23 protein-coding genes, 1 tRNA gene and 1 pseudogene are annotated in these 17,921 nt (G+C 61.7%); 18 read left to right on the top strand and 7 right to left on the bottom strand.

Annotation, left to right across the window (positions count from 1 at the left end):
* Positions 1-11: 11 nt before the first annotated feature.
* From C2I19_RS01245 to C2I19_RS01255, 3 genes are all read left to right on the top strand, one after another.
* A complete protein-coding gene (locus C2I19_RS01245; protein WP_103900912.1) occupies positions 12-1,055 on the top strand; it encodes a bifunctional UDP-4-keto-pentose/UDP-xylose synthase in 1,044 nt (347 codons plus the stop codon).
* 348 nt (positions 1,056-1,403) lie between these two features.
* Positions 1,404-1,922, top strand: coding sequence for a GrpB family protein (locus tag C2I19_RS01250; protein ID WP_103900913.1), 519 nt, complete (start codon positions 1,404-1,406; stop codon positions 1,920-1,922).
* A 165-nt stretch (positions 1,923-2,087) separates the two neighbouring features.
* The gene (locus tag C2I19_RS01255) at positions 2,088-2,987 is read left to right on the top strand and encodes a 4-deoxy-4-formamido-L-arabinose-phosphoundecaprenol deformylase (protein ID WP_103900959.1); all 900 of its coding nucleotides are present in this window, start codon (positions 2,088-2,090) and stop codon (positions 2,985-2,987) included.
* 65 nt (positions 2,988-3,052) lie between these two features.
* Here the strand turns inward: C2I19_RS01255 and C2I19_RS01260 are convergent, their stop codons facing one another.
* A complete protein-coding gene (locus C2I19_RS01260) occupies positions 3,053-3,406 on the bottom strand; it encodes a DUF805 domain-containing protein (RefSeq protein ID WP_103900914.1) in 354 nt (117 codons plus the stop codon).
* Between the two features lie 149 nt (positions 3,407-3,555).
* Here C2I19_RS01260 and C2I19_RS01265 point away from each other — a divergent pair, with 149 nt between their 5' ends.
* Positions 3,556-3,801: a DUF6868 family protein gene (locus C2I19_RS01265; protein WP_233201058.1), complete on the top strand. Its 246-nt coding sequence runs from the start codon at positions 3,556-3,558 to the stop codon at positions 3,799-3,801.
* A gap of 497 nt (positions 3,802-4,298) precedes the next feature.
* Here C2I19_RS01265 and C2I19_RS01270 read toward each other — a convergent pair whose 3' ends face one another.
* On the bottom strand, positions 4,299-5,312 hold the full coding sequence (locus C2I19_RS01270) for a nucleoid-associated protein (RefSeq protein ID WP_103900915.1): 1,014 nt from the start codon (positions 5,310-5,312) through the stop codon (positions 4,299-4,301).
* Between the two features lie 28 nt (positions 5,313-5,340).
* Positions 5,341-6,243 carry a LysR family transcriptional regulator gene (locus tag C2I19_RS01275; RefSeq protein WP_103900916.1) on the bottom strand — a complete coding sequence of 301 codons (903 nt, stop codon included), beginning with the start codon at positions 6,241-6,243 and terminating at the stop codon, positions 5,341-5,343.
* 121 nt (positions 6,244-6,364) lie between these two features.
* On the opposite strand from C2I19_RS01275, the gene C2I19_RS01280 reads away from it, so the two are divergent.
* Both C2I19_RS01280 and fghA read left to right on the top strand, forming a co-directional pair.
* Positions 6,365-7,504, top strand: coding sequence for an S-(hydroxymethyl)glutathione dehydrogenase/class III alcohol dehydrogenase (locus C2I19_RS01280; RefSeq protein WP_103900917.1), 1,140 nt, complete (start codon positions 6,365-6,367; stop codon positions 7,502-7,504).
* A 5-nt stretch (positions 7,505-7,509) separates the two neighbouring features.
* Entirely contained in the window at positions 7,510-8,340 is an 831-nt protein-coding gene (gene fghA / locus C2I19_RS01285) for an S-formylglutathione hydrolase (RefSeq protein ID WP_439647037.1), read from the top strand.
* Between the two features lie 55 nt (positions 8,341-8,395).
* Here the strand turns inward: fghA and C2I19_RS01290 are convergent.
* A tRNA-Tyr gene (locus C2I19_RS01290) sits at positions 8,396-8,481 on the bottom strand.
* A gap of 43 nt (positions 8,482-8,524) precedes the next feature.
* On the bottom strand, positions 8,525-9,118 hold the full coding sequence (locus C2I19_RS01295; RefSeq protein ID WP_103900919.1) for a glutathione S-transferase family protein: 594 nt from the start codon (positions 9,116-9,118) through the stop codon (positions 8,525-8,527).
* Between the two features lie 213 nt (positions 9,119-9,331).
* Here C2I19_RS01295 and C2I19_RS01300 point away from each other — a divergent pair, with 213 nt between their 5' ends.
* From C2I19_RS01300 to C2I19_RS21670, 11 genes are all read left to right on the top strand, one after another.
* Positions 9,332-10,045 (top strand): Crp/Fnr family transcriptional regulator, encoded by a 714-nt coding sequence (locus C2I19_RS01300; RefSeq protein ID WP_103900920.1) that lies wholly within the window; start codon positions 9,332-9,334, stop codon positions 10,043-10,045.
* Between the two features lie 113 nt (positions 10,046-10,158).
* Complete coding sequence (locus tag C2I19_RS01305; protein ID WP_103900921.1) at positions 10,159-10,791, top strand: RNA polymerase sigma factor; 633 nt, start codon at positions 10,159-10,161, stop codon at positions 10,789-10,791.
* Positions 10,788-11,189 carry a hypothetical protein gene (locus C2I19_RS21940; RefSeq protein ID WP_158253604.1) on the top strand — a complete coding sequence of 134 codons (402 nt, stop codon included), beginning with the start codon at positions 10,788-10,790 and terminating at the stop codon, positions 11,187-11,189. The genes C2I19_RS01305 and C2I19_RS21940 overlap by 4 nt, the downstream gene beginning before the upstream one ends.
* Positions 11,186-11,683: a DUF2589 domain-containing protein gene (locus C2I19_RS21945; RefSeq protein ID WP_158253605.1), complete on the top strand. Its 498-nt coding sequence runs from the start codon at positions 11,186-11,188 to the stop codon at positions 11,681-11,683. Before C2I19_RS21940 ends, C2I19_RS21945 begins: the two co-directional genes overlap by 4 nt.
* 17 nt (positions 11,684-11,700) lie before the next feature.
* Positions 11,701-12,384: a DUF2589 domain-containing protein gene (locus tag C2I19_RS01315; RefSeq protein ID WP_103900923.1), complete on the top strand. Its 684-nt coding sequence runs from the start codon at positions 11,701-11,703 to the stop codon at positions 12,382-12,384.
* 119 nt (positions 12,385-12,503) lie between these two features.
* Positions 12,504-13,307: a bestrophin-like domain gene (locus C2I19_RS01320; protein ID WP_103900924.1), complete on the top strand. Its 804-nt coding sequence runs from the start codon at positions 12,504-12,506 to the stop codon at positions 13,305-13,307.
* 96 nt (positions 13,308-13,403) lie between these two features.
* A complete protein-coding gene (locus C2I19_RS01325; RefSeq protein ID WP_071109869.1) occupies positions 13,404-13,640 on the top strand; it encodes a RebB family R body protein in 237 nt (78 codons plus the stop codon).
* Positions 13,641-13,667: 27 nt separating this feature from the next.
* The gene (locus C2I19_RS22215) at positions 13,668-14,438 is read left to right on the top strand and encodes a hypothetical protein (protein ID WP_199181040.1); all 771 of its coding nucleotides are present in this window, start codon (positions 13,668-13,670) and stop codon (positions 14,436-14,438) included.
* A 103-nt stretch (positions 14,439-14,541) separates the two neighbouring features.
* A complete protein-coding gene (locus tag C2I19_RS21660; protein ID WP_146056717.1) occupies positions 14,542-14,871 on the top strand; it encodes a hypothetical protein in 330 nt (109 codons plus the stop codon).
* An 86-nt stretch (positions 14,872-14,957) separates the two neighbouring features.
* On the top strand, positions 14,958-15,809 hold the full coding sequence (locus C2I19_RS21665; RefSeq protein WP_146056718.1) for a hypothetical protein: 852 nt from the start codon (positions 14,958-14,960) through the stop codon (positions 15,807-15,809).
* A gap of 37 nt (positions 15,810-15,846) precedes the next feature.
* Entirely contained in the window at positions 15,847-16,230 is a 384-nt protein-coding gene (locus C2I19_RS21670) for a hypothetical protein (RefSeq protein ID WP_146056719.1), read from the top strand.
* Positions 16,231-16,369: 139 nt separating this feature from the next.
* Here C2I19_RS21670 and C2I19_RS22220 read toward each other — a convergent pair.
* Positions 16,370-16,528, bottom strand: a pseudogene (locus C2I19_RS22220) (REP-associated tyrosine transposase); the annotation flags it as partial.
* A gap of 171 nt (positions 16,529-16,699) precedes the next feature.
* A complete protein-coding gene (locus C2I19_RS01335) occupies positions 16,700-17,218 on the bottom strand; it encodes an REP-associated tyrosine transposase (protein WP_103900925.1) in 519 nt (172 codons plus the stop codon).
* A gap of 292 nt (positions 17,219-17,510) precedes the next feature.
* Between C2I19_RS01335 and C2I19_RS01340 the strand changes: the two genes are divergently transcribed.
* Positions 17,511-17,915, top strand: coding sequence for a hypothetical protein (locus C2I19_RS01340; RefSeq protein ID WP_103900926.1), 405 nt, complete (start codon positions 17,511-17,513; stop codon positions 17,913-17,915).
* Positions 17,916-17,921: the final 6 nt, after the last annotated feature.

The following is a 17,921-nucleotide window of genomic DNA, read 5'->3' on the forward strand; positions in this document are numbered from 1 at the left end:
AGGACTGGATAATGAAAAAAGTACTGATTCTGGGCGTGAACGGCTTCATCGGCCACCACCTGACCAAGCGCATCATCGAAACCACCGACTGGGAAGTCTACGGCATGGACATGCAGGACGACCGCGTGGCCGAGTGGAAAGACCATCCGCGCTTCCACTTCTTCGAAGGCGACATCACCATCAACAAGGAGTGGATCGAATACCACGTCAAGAAGTGCGATGTGATCCTGCCGCTGGTGGCCATCGCCACGCCGTCCACCTATGTCAACAATCCGCTGCGCGTGTTCGAGCTCGACTTCGAAGCCAACCTGCCCATCGTGCGCCAGTGCGTGCAGTACAAGAAGCACCTGGTATTCCCGTCCACTTCCGAAGTCTACGGCATGTGCCATGACGAGGAGTTCGACCCGGAAAACTCCGAACTGATCTGCGGCCCGATCAACAAGCCGCGCTGGATCTACTCCTGCTCCAAGCAGCTGATGGACCGCGTGATCCACGCCTACGGCATGCAGGAAGGCCTGAACTACACCCTGTTCCGTCCGTTCAACTGGATAGGCGGCGGCCTGGACAACATCAACACGCCGAAGGAAGGCTCCAGCCGCGTGATCACCCAGTTCCTGGGCCACATCGTGCGCGGCGAGACCATCAAGCTGGTGGACGGCGGCCACCAGAAGCGCGCTTTCACCTATGTGGACGACGGCATCGCCGCGCTGATGAAGATCATCGAAAACCAGGACGGCAAAGCCTCCGGCCAGATCTACAACATCGGCAATCCGAGCAATAACTACTCCATCCGCGAACTGTCGCAGATGATGATCGATCTGGCTCGCGTCTACCCGGAATACCAGCTCAACGCCGACAAGGTGCAAGTGGTGGAAACCACCTCCGGCCAGTACTACGGCAAGGGCTACCAGGATGTGCAAAACCGCGTGCCCAAGATCGACAACACCATGGCCGATCTGGACTGGAAGCCGACCGTGACCATGGCCGACGCGCTCAAGGGCATTTACGACTACTACCGCGACCAAGTCGCCGCCAGCCGCGACCTGTCCGAGTAAGTGCTCCCGCCATATGGAATCGCGGATATGGCCTGTTAGGCCAATCCGCTCTACGGCGCTGCCCTATAGCCCCTCTCCCCCCGCGGGAGAGGGGTTGGGGAGAGGGGGCCGCACCGCGAAGATCGATATCAGCCGTAGCGCGGGTTGGCCACAGGCCATATCCGCGGAAAAGTTGCCCCACAAGGCATGAACGGGCAATCGAAACCGCGGGTATGCCCCTCCAGGCCAACCCGCGCTACGGGGCTGTTTACCATGACGCAAATCGAGGCCGATTCCGCTAATTGAAGACGCCGCCACTGAGTCCTTAGCGGCGGAACGCCCCTTTGGGGCTTCCGCCCTACCAGCACCATGGCCAATACTATCGAGATCCAGCCCTACCACCCCGCCTGGCCGCAACGCTTCGCAACCGAAGCGGCGAAACTCCGCGCCGCGCTGGGCACGCTGGCCGATCAAGCCGTCATCGAGCACATCGGCAGCACCGCCGTGCCGGGCCTGGCCGCCAAGCCCGTCATCGACATCATGCTGGGCCTGCCGCGGCTGAGCGATCTGGAACCCTATTTCCCGGCGCTGTCCGCCATCGGTTTCCACCATCAGCCGCAAATGGCGGCCGCCATGCCGGAGCGGCATTACTTCACACAGCCCGCGCTGCCGCCGCGTCAGCTCCACCTGCATGCCGTCGCGCTGGATTCGGACTTTTGGCGCGACAAGCTGTGGTTCCGCGACGCGCTGCGCGCAGACTCGCCATTATCAGCAAGCTACGCAGCGTTGAAACAAGAGCTGGCGAAAAGATACGGCGATGACCGCGCCGGCTACACCGACGCCAAAAGCGGCTTCATCAACGAGGCGCTGGCGGCGGCAAAGCGGTAAACTAGCTGCCAAACACCGTAGGGTGGGCAAGCTGGCTTGCCCACGCGGAAACATCCAATCTCCATGGCGAGCCGGCGTGGGCACATCCATGAATTGCCCGCACGGCTCTGCCAGGAAAATGGCGGAACGCCCGGCATGGCCGGGCTTCCGCCCTACGATGACACCATGAAAAAACTCGCACTGAAGATAGACGTTGACACCTGGCGCGGCACCCGCGAGGGCGTGCCGCGGCTGATGGAGATTTTGAAGCGCCACCAGGCCGGCGCCACCTTCCTGTTCAGCCTGGGCCCGGACCACACCGGCCGCGCCATCAAGCGCGTATTCCGTCCCGGCTTTTTGTCCAAAGTTTCGCGCACCTCGGTGGTGGAGCACTACGGCATCCGCACCCTGCTCTACGGCACCGTGCTGCCGGGGCCGGACATCGGCAAGCGCGAGGCCGCCTTGCTGCGCGGCGTGCGCGACGCCGGCTTCGAGGTGGGCATACACTGCTGGGACCACATCAAGTGGCAGGACTACGTGGCCGGCAAGAGTGCCGCCTGGACCCGCGCCGAAATGAAAAAAGCCGCCGACCGCTTCCAGCGAATTTTCGGCGAGCCGGCGCGCACCCACGGCGCGGCCGGCTGGCAGATCAACGACGCCGCGCTGGCTTACCAGAAAGAGCTGGGCATGCTTTACGCGTCCGACGGCCGCGGCACCCACGCCTTCCAGCCGGTGGACGCCGCCGGCCAGCTACTCGGCGTGCCGCAGCTGCCCACCACGCTGCCGACGCTGGACGAGCTGATCGGCCTGGACGGCCTGAGCAACGACAATGTGCACGAGCATCTGCTGAAGCTGACCGAAACCACGCCGAAAACCGGCCACGTCTACACTCTCCACGCCGAGCTGGAAGGCATGCGGCTGATGGACACCTTCGACCGCCTGCTGGCCGGCTGGAAGCGTCAGGGCTACGAGTTGGTCAGTTGCATCGACCTGTTCCACAGCCTGGACGCCGCCGCCCTGCCCAAAGGCCGCGTGCTGATGGGCGAAATCCCCGGCCGCAGCGGCACGCTGGCGCTGCAGTCATAAGTGCGCATCGCGCTCAAGACAAAACCCGCCGATTGGCGGGTTTTGCGTATGCGCGGCCATGCGGCTCACAAGTATTTTGGCGATGGTCCATACGGATTGTCACCCGCCTGGCTATCCTGGCAGTGAAACACCAACAAGACAATCGCTCCGACCACCGGAATGAAGGCTATCCACAGCCACCAGCCACTGCGGCCGACATCGTGCAAACGGCGCATGGACACGGCGATAGTCGGCAACAATAAGGCCAACGAGTAAATATTCGTCAACCACGGACTATGGCCGCCATGCATTTTGTGCTGGACTATGGTCAGCATGAGGCTGATAACCAGATTGGTCAGCGCGAAATACCAATACTCTTTGCGTCGAGCGCGGCCGCCGAACACCGCATACTTGGACAGCACCGTAAAATACCATTGCATGGTGATTCGCTTTTCAGACTCGCGGGCCGCATCGCATACAAATGCCGCGCCGCAGGATTCAATTTCAAGGCATGCCGCAACATGCTATATGCATTGAAATGCAATGTAAATGAGTCTCACATTTCCTTGAACCATTCGGAAAAGCCGCCATGGACCTCGCCCTAATCGAACGCCTGCTGCTGATCAGCCTCGCCTTCCATTACATCATCCTGATCCTGTGGTTTAGCGTGTTCTACTTTTGCCGCGGCTGGCTGTACCGCTTGCACAGCCGCTGGTTCCGGCTGTCCGAATCCGCCTTCGAGCTGCTGAACTACGGCGGCATCGGCCTCTATAAAATCCTGGTCTTCGTGTTCACTCTGGCGCCCCTGCTGGCGCTGTGGCTGGGCAGGCCCTGAAACATAAGGCGGGCAGGCCTTGGCCTTGCCCGCGCGGATGGATGGATAGCGCCACGCGCCTCACCGCCGAAACGCATCTGCGCAAGCCGGCATTTGCCGATTCGGCGGACAAGCGACTCGGGCAAGGCCTCGCGGCCTGCCCGCCCTGCGCTTGCCAATGCAAAGCCGCCTGCCATCCCCGCAACGTAGGGCGGGCAGGCCTTGGCCTTGCCCGCGCGGATGGACGGATTGCGCCACGCGTCTCACCGCCGAAACCCATCTGCACAAGCGAGTATGTGCCGATTCGACGGACAAGCGGCGCGGGCAAGGCCTCGCGGCCTGCCCGCCCTGCGCTTGCCAATGCGAAACCGCCGGCCATCCCCGCAACGTAGGGCAGGCAGGCCTTGGCCTTGCCCGCGCGGATGGCCGGATGGCGAACCGTCAGCCCTCCCGGCATGGAACGCAAAAACGGCGGCTGTCCGCAGACAACCGCCATCATGGGCAGATGAATTCAACAATCAATGATCGCGCTTGTTCAGGAACAGGGTCAGCGTCAACCCGCCCTCGCCATCGCTCTGCGACTGGATGTTCTTCAGAGTGATGCCGGACGGCAGCAGCACGCTGATGCCGTGCCCCACGCCGTAGCGCGACAGCGTCTTCTCCAGCTGCTTGGCCATGCCCTTGGCCGGTAGCCTGGCTTCGTCGTCCAGCTCGAAGCCGTATGATTCCGCCGCACAGCCCAGCGCCACTTCCACCTGCTCCCGCGGCACGAAGCGCTCGGCGGCTGCGGTCAGCGCCTTGGCCTGCACCTCTTCCGGCTGGCTTTCCACCAATTGCAGCAGCTCGTCCTTGAAGCGCGCCTGCTGCATGGGATCTTCGATCTCGCCCGACAGCTGCTCCACCACGCTGGCCAGCATCTTGCTGCTGGACGCCTTGTCCGGCACCCGCAGCGCCTTCAGGAAATCATCGAGCCAGAACTTGGCTTCGCGGCTCAACCGGTCCACCGCGTACACCGTCGGGCCGTGTTCCAGGATCAGCGCGCCCTTGTCGATCAAGCGCGGATTGATGCCGGAGGCGTGGCTGATATCGAACACGCCGCCGCCGTCGATGATGGTGAGGAAGTCGTCGCGGATCTCGGATTTGAACACGCCCAGCGCGCGCATCTCGCGGTCGCCGTCCGACAGGCCGGCAAACTGGATCACCAGCAGATCGCCGGCGCTGATGTTGGGGTGCTGCGAGCGTCCGTACAAATGCTTGGCGATGCGCTGCGACACCTCGAGGAAATCCACCTCGCCGCGAAAGAATTGGCGCGTGTAGTGATAGACCTCGTTCAGATTCAGGTCCGTCTCATGGACGAACTGGTGCTTCTTGCGGTCCGACACGATGCCCTTCAAATAGCCGTCCAGCAGCAGGCCGGAAACGGCCTCGTCCACCATCGTGGTGCGCTCGGACAGCTGCAACGGCTCGCCGCGCGTCGGGTTGCCCACCCGGTGCACCACCATGCATTCCACTCTAGATTCCGCTATCACCATCGCCGCGCTCCCGCAAAAGAATGCGCGATTATTGTCGCGCCCCGCCGGCTTGGCAAGCGCCGCCGGCCAGACTATCGGCGAGAAAATCCACCAGCAGCCTCACCTTGGGGCTGAGCTGGCGGTTGTGCGGATACAGCGCCCAGATGCCCTCCTCCGGCTCGGCGCAATCGGCCAGCACCTCCACCAGCGCGCCGCTGGCCAGATGCGCCGCCACATAATAATCCGGCAGCTGCGCCAGCCCCATGCCGCGCAGCACGGCGTCGGCCAGCACCTGGGCATTGTTGCAACGCAGCGGTCCGCGCACCCGCACCGCCTGGCGCTTGCCGCCCGCCTGCAGATGCCAGCTATCCTGGCCCAGCAGCAGGCAGTCGTGGCCGGCCAGTTCCTGCGGCCGCGCCGGCGCGCCGCGGCGGGCGAGATAAGCCGGCGCCGCGCAGATATGGTGCCGGCGCTGCGACAGCCGGCGCGCCATCAACGAGGAGTCGGTCAAGCGGCCTATCCGTATCGCCAGGTCGTAGCCATCATGCACCAGGTCCTGCAGCTGGTTGGACAGGTTGAGGCTGATCTCCAGCTGCGGGTACAGCTGCATGAAATCCAGCAGCAGCGGCGCGATATGGCTCTGGCCGTAAGCCAGCGGCGCGGTCAGCTTCAATTTGCCCTGCGGCGCGGCCTGCAGCCGCGACACCGCCTGCTCCGCCTCGGCCAGCGACTCCAGCAACTGGCGGCAATGTGCCAGGTACAAGCCGCCGGCCTCGGTCAGGCTAAGCTGGCGAGTCGTGCGGTACAGCAGCCGCGCGCCCAGCCTCGCCTCCAGTTGACTGACCTGACGGCTGACCTGCGCCACCGAAATCCCCAGCAGCCGCGCCGCCTGGGTGAAGCTGCCGCTATCGGCCACCGCCACGAATTCATGGATGCCTTCCCAGCCCGCCATTGTTTCCCCATGGAAAAAATTATTTACCAATTGGCCAGATTATGAATACCGAAGAAAAAAATACAATGGCCGATTGCGCGGCATAGACTGCCCGCCCTCCCGATAAAGAAAAGGAATCCGCATGAGCCAGGACATCATCCGCTGCAAGGCCGCCGTGGCCTGGGCCGCCGGCCAGCCCTTGAGCATCGAAGAAATCGAAGTGCATCCGCCCAAGGCCGGCGAAGTGCGCGTGAAGATGGTGGCCACCGGCGTCTGCCACACCGACGCCTTCACCCTGTCCGGCGAAGATCCGGAAGGCGTGTTCCCCTGCATTCTCGGCCACGAAGGCGGCGGCATCGTCGAGTCGATCGGCCCCGGCGTCAGCAGCGTGGCGGTGGGCGACCACGTGATCCCGCTGTACACGCCGGAATGCCGCGAGTGCAAGTTCTGTCTGTCCGGCAAGACCAATCTGTGCCAGAAGATCCGCGCCACCCAGGGCAAGGGACTGATGCCGGACGGCACCAGCCGCTTCGCCAAGGACGGCCAGCCCATCTACCACTACATGGGCACCTCCACCTTCAGCGAATACACGGTGCTGCCGGAAATCTCGCTGGCCAAGGTGAACAAGGCCGCGCCGCTGGAAGAAGTGTGCCTGCTGGGCTGCGGCGTCACCACCGGCATGGGCGCGGTGGTCAACACCGCCAAGGTCAAGGCCGGCGACAGCGTGGCCGTCTTCGGCCTGGGCGGCATCGGCCTGTCCGCCATCATCGGCGCGCGCATGGCCGGCGCCGGCCGCATCATCGGCATCGACATCAACGAAGGCAAATTCGAACTGGCGAAGAAGCTGGGCGCCACCGACTGCGTCAATCCCAGCCATTTCGACAAGCCCATCCAGGACGTGATCGTGGCAATGACCGACGGCGGCGTCGACTTCTCCTTCGAGTGCATCGGCAACGTCAAGGTGATGCGCGCGGCGCTGGAATGCTGCCACAAGGGCTGGGGCGAATCGGTGATCATAGGCGTGGCCGGCGCCGGCCAGGAAATCGCCACCCGCCCGTTCCAGCTGGTGACCGGCCGGGTATGGCGCGGCTCCGCCTTCGGCGGCGTGCGCGGCCGCACCGAGCTGCCGGAATACGTGGAGCGCTATCTGAAAGGCGAGTTCCGCCTGGACGACTTCATCACCCACACCATGCCGCTGGAGCGCGTCAACGAGGCCTTCGAGCTGATGCACGAGGGCAAGAGCATACGCTCCGTCATCCATTACGCGCCGGAGCCCGCATGAGCGGGCTGGAGAAGATAGCCGACAACCTGGCCTTCGGCGGCCGCCAGCAGCAATGGCTGCACAACTCGGAAGCGCTGTCCTGCCGGATGCGCTTCAGCGTGTACCTGCCGCCGGCGGCCGAGCACAGCAAGCTGCCGTGGCTGCTGTGGCTGTCCGGCCTCACCTGCACCGACGAGAACTTCAGCCACAAGGCCGGCGCGCAGCGGCTGGCGGCCGAGCTCGGCGTCGCGCTGGTGATGCCGGACACCAGCCCGCGCGGCGAAGGCGTGGCCGACGATTCGGCCTACGACCTGGGCCAGGGCGCCGGCTTCTATGTCAACGCCGAGCGCGAGCCGTGGCGCGGCCACTACCGGATGTACGACTACGTCAGCCAGGAGCTGCCGGCGCTGCTGCGCCGCCATTTCCCGCTGAACGGCCGCTGCGCGATCGCCGGCCATTCGATGGGCGGCCACGGCGCGCTGGTCTGCGCGATCCGCCGTCCGCAGGACTATGTGTCGGCATCGGCGTTCAGCCCGATCTGCCAGCCCACCCAGGCGCCGTGGGGCCGCAAGGCCTTCGCCGCCTACCTGGGCAACGACGAGACGGCCTGGGCCGAGTGGGACGCCAGCCTGCTGCTGGCCGAGCGCGGCTGCCCGCTGCCGCTCAGGGTAGACATCGGCCTGGCCGACGCCTTCCTGGCCGAGCAGTTGCGCCCGGACGCGCTACAGCAGGCGGCGCGGCGCGGCGATACGCGGCTGGAGCTGCATCGCCACGCCGGCTACGACCACAGCTACTATTTCGTCGCCAGCTTCATCGATCAGCACCTGCGCTTCCACGCCCGCCATCTGCTGGCCTGAGCCAGCGCGGAACGCAAAAAAGCCAGGCTCGAGAGCCTGGCTTTTTTGTTGAATCTGGTGGAGGGAGAAGGATTCGAACCTTCGAAGGCTTAGCCGCCGGATTTACAGTCCGGACCCGTTGACCGCTGGGGTAACCCCTCCAGAGCGGCGCATTTTATCGGCTTGCGATCCGCCTGTCAAGCGCTCATGGCATTGCGTTGGCGCGCCGATACGCCGGCCGGGCCAGGCAGCGACTCAGCCAATCATGCAGCCGCGGCCTCGCCTGCGGCTCGAACGCAGCCAGCCCATTGATCACGCCGGCCACGTTAAGATCCGCCGCCGTAAACGCCTCGCCCAGCAGATACGGCTGGTCCCGCAAAGCCTGCTCCAGCCGGCTCAGCGGCCGCTGCAAAGCCTGCGCCGCGCGCGCCAGTTCGGCCGCGTCCCGCATGGCTGCGGGCAAGCACAGCGCCTGCTCCGCCCAGCTCACATACGTCGCCTCCAGCGACGATTGCGCCCAAAACGACCATTGCAGCGCCAAAGCCTGTCCCTGTTCGTCCTTAGGCCACAACCGACCATGTTTGCGCGCCAGGTAAAGGGTGATCGCCAAGGACTCAGCCAACACAAAATCGCCCTCTTTCAACAAGGGAAGGGTGCCGGCCGGATTGAGCGCCAAATAGACGGGATCGCTGCCGCAAGCCTCAACCGCCATGGGATGGTGGATAAACTCCGCCTCCTGCTCGCAAGCCATCCACAAGACCCGGAGCGTGCGAGAGTAACTGGTGCCGTATATCTCCATGACATGCTTTTTACACCAAAGGGCTGGATCATGCTGCCAGCCACACCCTGCGTCAACATGAACATGTCATTCACAAATATCCATCCAAGCCGTTTTCCTCTGCATGCCATAGCCATGGCCAATGCCATCAATCTTGATCTACCGCTTTGTCGATACCGGCCCATGGCCGCCAAGCTGCCAGACTCTACTTGCCAGACCTTTTGCGGAAAAACGATGCACACCCCACCAGCTGTTTCACGCCGCTCCGTCACCACCCTTCAACTGGACAGTTTTCCACTGCTCAAGAGCCTGCCGCCCGAGGTGCTAAGCCACATCGAACGCCATGCCACCCTGATCAACGGCAAGCAAAACCGGCTGCTGTTCCTGCGCGGCGATCCGGAGAACTTCATCGGGTTGGTGCTCCAGGGCAACGCTTACCACACGCTGCAGGAGCCGGACGGACACGAAGTCATCATCGACAACTCCGGTCCGGGCGACATCGTGGGGGAAAGCGCGCTGCTGCATCCCGGACAACGCGCCAACACCGTCCAGCTCAGCCGGGACTGTCGCTTGCTGTTATTGCATAGGCAGCACTTCCACGCCTTGCAGGCCGCGCCTCTGCTGATGTCCCGCATCCAGGAGCAGCTGTGCAAACGGCTGCAACGCGTCAGCAATTTTGTCGAAACCGTCTGCCTGTACCGGTTGGAGGCCCGCTTGGCGCGGCATCTGCTGATGGAGATAGACCAGCGCGGCCGGGCCGGTCCCGGCGGCCCCATTCTGCCCATGACCGTCAACCAGACCATACTCGCCGCCATGCTCAACGCCAGCCGGCCGCGGCTCAACGCGCAGCTGAAGCAATGGCAGCGCGCCGGGCTGATCCAGCTATCCCGCCACGCGCTGCAAGTCTGCGACCCCTCACGGCTGCGAGAAATTGCCAGACAAAATTAATAAACAAAAAGCCTATTTTAAATGAAATAAATATTCAGATGTCACAGAAGTAACAGATAAACCGCTCGCATTTCGCCATCCTGCAATCCCCATTGTCATGAACGGATGGCGAAATGCTGAACCCGAACATCGCTCCCACGTCCCCGCTGGGCCATGGTTTCGACCAAGTCTGGCGCGAAGTCCACGCCAAGCTGCAACGCCGCGCGCGCCACTTGTGCAAGGGCGATACCCACCGCGCCGACGAGCTGTTGTCTGACACCGCCCTCAAGGTTCATCTGTATTTGCGGCACTCGCCGGACAAGGTGCAGAACCTGGCCGGCTTCCTGTTCCTGGCGCTGAACCACGCCTTTCTCGACCATGTCCGCCGCAAAGGGCGGGAAGGCAAGGTGATCGATCCCGACACCGACCTGGACAGCGACTCGGTGCATGCCCACGCCGGCAGCGCCCCCACGCCGGAACAGCAGCTCGCGCTGAAGCAGCAGCTCGCGCGCATGGACGACGCCATCGCCGCCCTGAAGCCGGAACAGCAGCGTTTGTTCCAGCTGAAATTCGAGGAAGACCTGCCCTACCCGCAAATCGCCGCGCAGCTGGGCATCAACGAAGCGCTGGCGCGCAAGCGGGTGGAACTGCTGCGCAAGGCCTTGCGCAAGCGGCTGGAAACCGGCTTCACGGCCGCCGCCGCCATCCGTCCCATGGATCAGCGATTGAACACTCCCGATCAGGATCAAAGGATGCAAGCGATATGAGCTGTCTCTTCCCCGCCACGCTGCCCGGCGTCCTCGCTCTATGCGCACTGCTGGCGCCGCTGCTGGAACTGGCCTTGGCCCGGCTGCTGCCCCGCGCCGCCCGCGGCTTCCCCTGCTTCGAATTATGCGGCTTCTGCGCCGCCTTCCTGCTGAGCCAGTCGCTGCGGCTCTATCCGGCGGCCGCGCTGCAGCCCGCGCTATTGCCGCCCGCCATGGACGCCGCCCTGGCCGCCTTGCTCATCACCGGCCTGGCCGGCCTGCTGCGCCATGGCAAGACGCCCCCGCATCCCGCGGCTGCGCAGCCCGCTCCGCGCAGCCTGCCGCGCCGCGCCTTTCGCCTGGGCAATCTGACCGCCTCGCCTTACCACGCCCAAGCGCAAAGGGAGATACGGAAATGACGGCCAGCCTGGGGGCGCTGATCAGCGGCCTGAAAAAAGCCGTGATCGAGGCGCAGCGCAGCGTCAGCCATCAGCACATCGAGGAGCTGCGGCAGTTCTTCGTGCCGGACCGCGAGCAAGACCCCTCGCTCACTTTTCCGGAAGGCGCGTGGACGGCGCGCATGGTGGGCATGAACGTGCCGCGCGAAGTCAGCCGCAACGGCGCGGTGGCGCTGGAGCACCACGAAGTGCAAGTGCCGCTGATCACCCTGCTGCCGCTGAAGAGCTTCGCCATCGAAAAGGTGGAAGTGCTGACCACGCTGAACCTGGCGCTGGCGGAAACGCCGGATGGCGAGGAAGACGAAGAGGCCGCCGAGGTGCGGGTCTCGCTGCGCCGCCAGGACGAGCAAACGGCAGAACTGAAAATCGTGATCCAGGCCCTGGAGCCGCCCGCCGGCTATCAGCGGGTAGTCGCCGCCTATGAAAAGTTGCTCAACGCCCAGTTGCCCGTCTGACCTCCCAAGGAGAAAACATGCCCGATCCCTCTGACAACAAGCTGCTGAGCATGGCCCAGCAGTTTTCCGGCCTGCCGATGAAATCATTGATAGGCGGCCCGCTGCAGGCCGCCGTCCACGCCCAGCAAAGCCTGGCGCTGGCGCAAACCCAGTCCATGCTGGAAAGCGGCTTCAGCCGCGTGACCGACGCCACGGGCAAGCTGACCGGCTACCGCCCGCTGACTGCCGCCATCGAACTAGCCTCCAGCCGGCCGGCGGCCGGCGACGCGGCCGCGCAGCAATCGGCGCTGACCCTGAACCTGCCCTTGCTGACCCTGCTGCAGCTGCCGGCCCTGGCCATCCAATCGGTGGAGATCGCCTTCGACATGGAAGTGAAGTCCAGCTTCGAGCGCGAAACCACGGAGCAAGACAGCGCCAAGCAAGACGGCGACGCCAGTTGGGACGCGCGCGCCGGCTGGGGCGTGCTGGGCGTGGAGCTGAAAGGTGCAGTGTCCCGCTCCGCCTCCCAGTCCCGCGGCGACAAACAGGACAGCAGCCAGAACAACAACGCCCATTACCACGTGGAGATCAAGGCGGAGCAGCAGGCCATGCCGGAGGGCGTCAAGCTGCTGCTGCTGGCCTTCAGCAAGAATCTAGAGCTTAAGCCCCTCGACGCTCCGGATCTTTCCCCACCAGCGTCGCAGCTTGCCGCCAAGCCATAACCGGCTTCAAACGCGGCAGCGCAGCCCATTACCGGCCAGGAAGCAGGCTTCCGCTTACCGCGTTTTCTTTCAGACACCATCCCTGGCCGCCCCCCCCACTCGCCAAGGAGACATCAAGGATGAACTTCATGCTGCTGCACTTCATATCGATGCCCTCCGCGATGCAAATCGCCGCCTGGGCATCATTTGGCTGCCTGCTGGCCATGCTCACCCATCTTCTGATGCGGCGCTTGGCTCCTGAGCACATTACGGAAAAACAAAGCGACGAAGTCGGCGTCATCATCGCCGTAGTCGGCATATTCTATGGCCTGATCATCGCCGCCCTGCTCGTCCGAGCCATCGCCCACTTCGACGCCTCCATGGAAATCGCCGAACGCGAAGCCAGCCTCGCCAGCACGCTGTACCGCCTGAGCGCCCAGGGCCTGCCGGAAGCCAGCCATAAAGTCAAAACCGGCCTGCAAAGCTATCTGGAAAATGTGATTCGGCATGAATGGCCGCGTCAGCAAAAGGGCGAGGAAGTGCTGGTCTCCTCGCCCGCGCTAGGCCATCTAAGCCAAACGCTCTCCACCATTCGCCCTGCCAGCCACCGCGAGGCGGAATATTTGACCCTGGCCCAAAACAAACTCAACGAACTTTACGCCAGCCGCCACACCCGGTTGTTCAACCAGGCCATGACCATTCCCTGGGAAATCTGGACCGTCAGCCTGATAGGCGAGGTGCTGCTGGTGTTCTTCGCCTGGCTGATGCATGTGCCCAGCAAGGGCGTGCACTTCTTCCTCACCTGCGCCATGGCCGTATCCATCTCCATCGTGCTGGCCATCATCCTGATTTACGACACGCCTTTCTACGGCGACATCAGCGTTTCGCCGGAACCCTACGAAAAAGCGCTGCGCGCCATCCGCGCGGGCAGCCTGGATTTGTAACCTTGGAAAAACTTTTCACATGCGCCAGGCGGCGGCGTCCCTATGGCAAGCGCATGAAGCGCGCATCCCTCTTCGACCCCGACACCAGGAGCAATCATGGCAGACAACACCGCAGTCAACGGACAAATCACCGACGCCGTCACCCAGACCAACGTCAAGGTCGTGGCCGAAGCCCCGGCCCAGGCCATGGCCTCGCTGTACCAAGTGGCCAGCCACTCCGCCGGCCTGGCGCTGCAAAACTCGGTGCACAGCCAGCAGGCGCTGAACCAGATCAACAGCGCGGTGATTTCCAAAGCGGTGTCCATGATCCTGTCCGTCGGCGACAAGAGCTGACGCCATTAAGCCAGGGAGGATAGAAGCATGGGCCTGACAAACTTTATCAAGAACAAGCTGGGCGGCGCCGCCGCCCCCTCATCGGCGGCGCAAGCCGCGTCCAACCCCAGCGGCGACACAGCGACGTCCACGGCGGACAATAGCGCGCCCGCCACTGCCGCCAATCCCGCCGCTCCCCCTGCCGCAGAGAGCGCTGCCCCCGCGCCCAACAGCGCGCCAGCCGCCTCGCCCCCAACGCCAACGGCAACGGACAACACGCCGCCCTCCCCCGCGGCGTCGGCTGCCAATAGCCAGCCCGCGCCCGCCGCCGCCCCGGCCGCGCCGCCGCCCTCTGCCAGCCCGCTGCGCGGCTTCACCGAAAAACTCAGCACCGCGCCATCCGGCGGCGGCGGCAGCGACGCGCTGAACAGCCAGATCGTGCAGGCGGTGCAGCTCTCCAACAGCGAAACCGCCGCCTACGCCGGCAACCAGATCGCCGTCGCGCCCAACATGATGATCACCCAGGCCGGCGGCCTGGTGGCCCAGGCCGGCGCCAATTACTTCGACGGCGCCAGCAAACTGGCCCTGGCCAGCAAGAGCGTGCTGCTGAAGAACATGACCGAGAAATTCGCCAAGGAAGACATCAAGGGCGGCGTCGAGGACGCGCTGGGGATTTTGATCACCGACCTCTTGGTCGGCACCGCCGCGGCGGTGGCGGCGGCGGCAGGGGCAATGGAAGGCGAGGCGGCGCATTTTGCGCTGGATAAAATTGATCAGAGTTTGAGCAAGTATCAGGCTTTGGTTGGCAAGAGTCAGTAAGGCAGGAGCAATGCGGCAAACAGTCAGATCGTGCAAGCGGCGCAGCTCTCCAACAGCGAAACCGCCCCTTACGTCGGCAACCAGATCGCCGTCTGGTTCCAACATGCTGATCACCCAGACCGGCGCCAATTACTTTGACGGCGCCAGCAAATTGGCCCTGGCCAGCAAGAGCGTGCCGCTGAAAAAACATGACCGAGAAATTGGCCAAGGAGGACATCAAGGGCGGCGTGGAGAACCCGCTGGAGATCTTGATTATCGATCTACTGCTTGGCACCGCAGTGGTGGTTACGGAGGGCGAGGTGCGCATTTTACGCTGGATAAGATTGATCAGCGTTTAGAAATGCCATGCAATTGCAATAAAAAACAATTAGGTCGAAACAAAAAAGCATGCCCCAAAGCATCTATTAAACCACATCCCAACTGTTACAAATAACCCATTCAGATATTTCACACATTGTACTGCATACGGAAGAAATAATATGAACACGTCAAAAAAGGGCTTTCGCAATGATATTTAAAATGATCAAACCATTTCACGCACCATTTTTCACACCTATAAGAAAGGCATTTGTAGTCCCGCCACAATACGGCTTCAAAAGTGTCAAGTATCAATCTAGTGACACACACGATAGGATTCCAATACATCCAGATATTACTGAGAACATTCTCAAAATACTCCATGTCGGAGAAAATGAATTCAACAAAGACCTAATTTTTCTCCCAATACAGCAAAATGGCATAAAACTAGAGGGCAAGGTCGAATATAGTGAATTAGAAAATGCAGATGGGGATCATGAAATTTTTATTAAAATTCCGGCACTATCTCTAAATAAATTACTTGAATTAGCCAACCCATCTTTAAATAAAAATTTTTTAGACATTCTTGCTACAATAATAAGTAAAGCAGATAGAGACCCTATCGAATATGATCCTACTGGATACTTGGGTGCAGCCTTGCATGAGCTCAGACATATATATCAGTACACTCAGCTAACGAGGCTTATTACAAAATCATCCGACGAATTATCAGACGAAACTTTAAGGATCGGTAAAAAAGATATTCACAAAATTGTCATAGCAATAATATCTCCCGGAGGTCCTCTCGGTTTAGTAAATGAGATTTCTGCGTTAAAATTATCCGGGGGCATTAAGAATATCAATAACTATCGAAAACTATACACCACCTTCACTCTGGAGGAAATTCAAAATTTTTCACCAGGAGAATATTACGCAATTTTTTCAGCGCAACTTCGATATACAGAGCTTAAAAAATTACTAATTTTCCACCAAGGCAATCACGAAGCGTTCGACAAGGTCATTAGAAACAACATAATAAAGCTATACAACGAAGAGCATGAGCACTTCAAATAAGCAACCAAAAACCCACAACACCGCGGAGAAATAAATCATGAGCAGTAAAGCACTAACCACCATCATCAACTACATTGAACAAACATACAATATAGGCACAGCAGATATTCTGTCAATAATAGACTCTGACACAATAGACGAGGATACATTCAAGAAAATAGAAGATGTGGTCATCATTATGCCTACAATCACAACATCCTCATTGGCTCTAGCATTAAGCACTGCCGGTGGTGAATGGACGAAAAAAGGCTGGGACTTAACAAAGCTAGGACTCAATATAAATACAGATCGGACAACCAGGATTCAAGATCTTTGCGATGAAATCTGCAAATCAAGCTACAACTCCGGATCATCTTCCGTAGCTACGACCCAAAACATAATTACCTTGGTAAAGCTGATGTCCCCCTCAACTCGCAATTAGCCAGGTAGCGCGGGTTGGCCCAACGGGCCATACCCGCGATCCACATAATCACCGCCCTACATCGCCTTTGCCCCCTTCCACAACGCCACGCACCACTTCTCCGCCGCATTCCGCGGATATGGCCTCTGGCCAACCCGCGCTACGTGGCTCCACCCCAATCGGCGGGATAGATGCCGGCGCGGACGTAACGGTGAAACGTCGAATACGGCCATGCCGCCACGTTGGCGACCAAACCGTGTTTGACCGGGTTGAAATGCACGTAATCCAAATGCGCGGCGAAATCGGCTTCGTCGCGGATGCGGAGCTTCCCAATCACCTCCCGTAGCCAGGTAGCGCGGGTTGGCCCATCGGGCCATACCCGCGATCCACACGATCACCGCCCTTCATTGTCTTTGCTCCCTTTCCACGACGCCGGCTACGCACCACTTCTCCGCCGCATCCCGCGGGTATGGCCTCTGGCCAACCCGCGCTACGGTTTGCCGCCCCAATCGGGGGGATAGCGGCCGGCGCGGACGTAACGGTGGAAGGTGGAATACGGCCATGCCGCCGCCGTGGCGGCAAAACCGTGCTTGACCGGGTTGAAATGCGCGTAATCCAAATGCGCGGCGAAATCGGCTTCGTCGCGGATGCGGTGCTCCCAATACCTGTGTTGCCACAAGGTGCCGCATCCTTTGGCGGCGCGGCGGGCGCTATGCCATTCGGCCCGGAAATACCGTTGCCCCACCGCGCGGGTGACTCGCCGCTTAATCTCGCGCCAACGCATGGCGTAATCGGCATCGCCTTCCGGCAGGGTCCATATCGCGTACAAATGGTCCGGCAACAACACCCAAGCATCGATGGCGAATGGCCGCTCGCGCCGCACCGCCAGGATGGCCTCGCGCAAAGCGGCCCGCACATCAGGCTCCAGCAGGATGCGTTGCCGGCGCTCGGTCACCACGGTGAAGAAATAGCAGCCGCCGGGCAGGCGGTCTCGCCGAAAGCGGGCCATATATTGGTCTCGGCAAAAGAGTCCACTCTCGCACGCCATATGCGCCGGCGCGCCGGGTCGATAGACCAGCCTCGGCGTAGCGCGGGTTGGCCCAGCGGGCCATACCCGCGATTCCTCGCCGCCACAACTTATGCCGGACCGTGAAACCTTGTCCTCGGGTATGGCCTGCGGCCAACCCGCGCTACGGGTCCGACACCATTCACGACAAAGCCCGCCCGCCGTCCCATCAACACCCACGGCGCGGCCAGGCCGCCGCTTGCGCCGCGCCTTTCATGAATAGAGACGCCACGCCATGGACACCGCCGATCAGGACAGCAGCGCCTCCCAGCCCGCGGGCCTCTTGCGCGGCAGCATTCCGGAGCTGGGCAAGAGCCCGGTGCATTTGCTGTCCGCCATCGTGGCGCTGGCCGCGGACAAATTGTGGGACGTGATGCTGCTGGACATGGCCAAGGCCATGGCCCTGCCGGAGAAGATCCGCTTCTTCCTGCTGGCCGGGCTGCTGTTGCTGCTGCTCACCACGGCCAGCGCCGCGCTGACGCAGATGTGGGTGGAAAAGGACGATGCCGGCATGGCGCTGGCCAAGGGGCTGGCGATGGGGATTTTGGCCGGGCTGCCTTACTCGTTCGGCGCCACCGAGTTGGGACTGATCTTCGTCGGCTGGTCCGGCATCAATGAATTGCAGAAGCTGAACAAGTGAATCCAA

This window comes from Chromobacterium alticapitis (assembly GCF_002924365.1).
Lineage (GTDB): Bacteria > Pseudomonadota > Gammaproteobacteria > Burkholderiales > Chromobacteriaceae > Chromobacterium > Chromobacterium alticapitis.

Coding starts and splice junctions, on each gene's coding strand:
- C2I19_RS01275 (WP_103900916.1), bottom strand. CDS start 6,243: ATGGCGGGCTGGGAAGGCATCCATGAATTCGTGGCGGTGGCCGATAGC.
- C2I19_RS01295 (WP_103900919.1), bottom strand. CDS start 9,118: ATGGAGATATACGGCACCAGTTACTCTCGCACGCTCCGGGTCTTGTGG.
- C2I19_RS01305 (WP_103900921.1), top strand. CDS start 10,159: ATGCTGAACCCGAACATCGCTCCCACGTCCCCGCTGGGCCATGGTTTC.
- C2I19_RS21940 (WP_158253604.1), top strand. CDS start 10,788: ATGAGCTGTCTCTTCCCCGCCACGCTGCCCGGCGTCCTCGCTCTATGC.
- C2I19_RS21660 (WP_146056717.1), top strand. CDS start 14,542: ATGCTGATCACCCAGACCGGCGCCAATTACTTTGACGGCGCCAGCAAA.
- C2I19_RS01270 (WP_103900915.1), bottom strand. CDS start 5,312: ATGGTGATAGCGGAATCTAGAGTGGAATGCATGGTGGTGCACCGGGTG.
- C2I19_RS21945 (WP_158253605.1), top strand. CDS start 11,186: ATGACGGCCAGCCTGGGGGCGCTGATCAGCGGCCTGAAAAAAGCCGTG.
- C2I19_RS01265 (WP_233201058.1), top strand. CDS start 3,556: ATGGACCTCGCCCTAATCGAACGCCTGCTGCTGATCAGCCTCGCCTTC.
- C2I19_RS21665 (WP_146056718.1), top strand. CDS start 14,958: ATGATCAAACCATTTCACGCACCATTTTTCACACCTATAAGAAAGGCA.
- C2I19_RS22215 (WP_199181040.1), top strand. CDS start 13,668: ATGGGCCTGACAAACTTTATCAAGAACAAGCTGGGCGGCGCCGCCGCC.
- C2I19_RS01340 (WP_103900926.1), top strand. CDS start 17,511: ATGGACACCGCCGATCAGGACAGCAGCGCCTCCCAGCCCGCGGGCCTC.
- C2I19_RS01255 (WP_103900959.1), top strand. CDS start 2,088: ATGAAAAAACTCGCACTGAAGATAGACGTTGACACCTGGCGCGGCACC.
- C2I19_RS01300 (WP_103900920.1), top strand. CDS start 9,332: ATGCACACCCCACCAGCTGTTTCACGCCGCTCCGTCACCACCCTTCAA.
- C2I19_RS01260 (WP_103900914.1), bottom strand. CDS start 3,406: ATGCAATGGTATTTTACGGTGCTGTCCAAGTATGCGGTGTTCGGCGGC.
- C2I19_RS01280 (WP_103900917.1), top strand. CDS start 6,365: ATGAGCCAGGACATCATCCGCTGCAAGGCCGCCGTGGCCTGGGCCGCC.
- C2I19_RS01245 (WP_103900912.1), top strand. CDS start 12: ATGAAAAAAGTACTGATTCTGGGCGTGAACGGCTTCATCGGCCACCAC.
- C2I19_RS01315 (WP_103900923.1), top strand. CDS start 11,701: ATGCCCGATCCCTCTGACAACAAGCTGCTGAGCATGGCCCAGCAGTTT.
- C2I19_RS01320 (WP_103900924.1), top strand. CDS start 12,504: ATGAACTTCATGCTGCTGCACTTCATATCGATGCCCTCCGCGATGCAA.
- C2I19_RS01325 (WP_071109869.1), top strand. CDS start 13,404: ATGGCAGACAACACCGCAGTCAACGGACAAATCACCGACGCCGTCACC.
- C2I19_RS21670 (WP_146056719.1), top strand. CDS start 15,847: ATGAGCAGTAAAGCACTAACCACCATCATCAACTACATTGAACAAACA.
- C2I19_RS01250 (WP_103900913.1), top strand. CDS start 1,404: ATGGCCAATACTATCGAGATCCAGCCCTACCACCCCGCCTGGCCGCAA.
- C2I19_RS01335 (WP_103900925.1), bottom strand. CDS start 17,218: ATGGCCCGCTTTCGGCGAGACCGCCTGCCCGGCGGCTGCTATTTCTTC.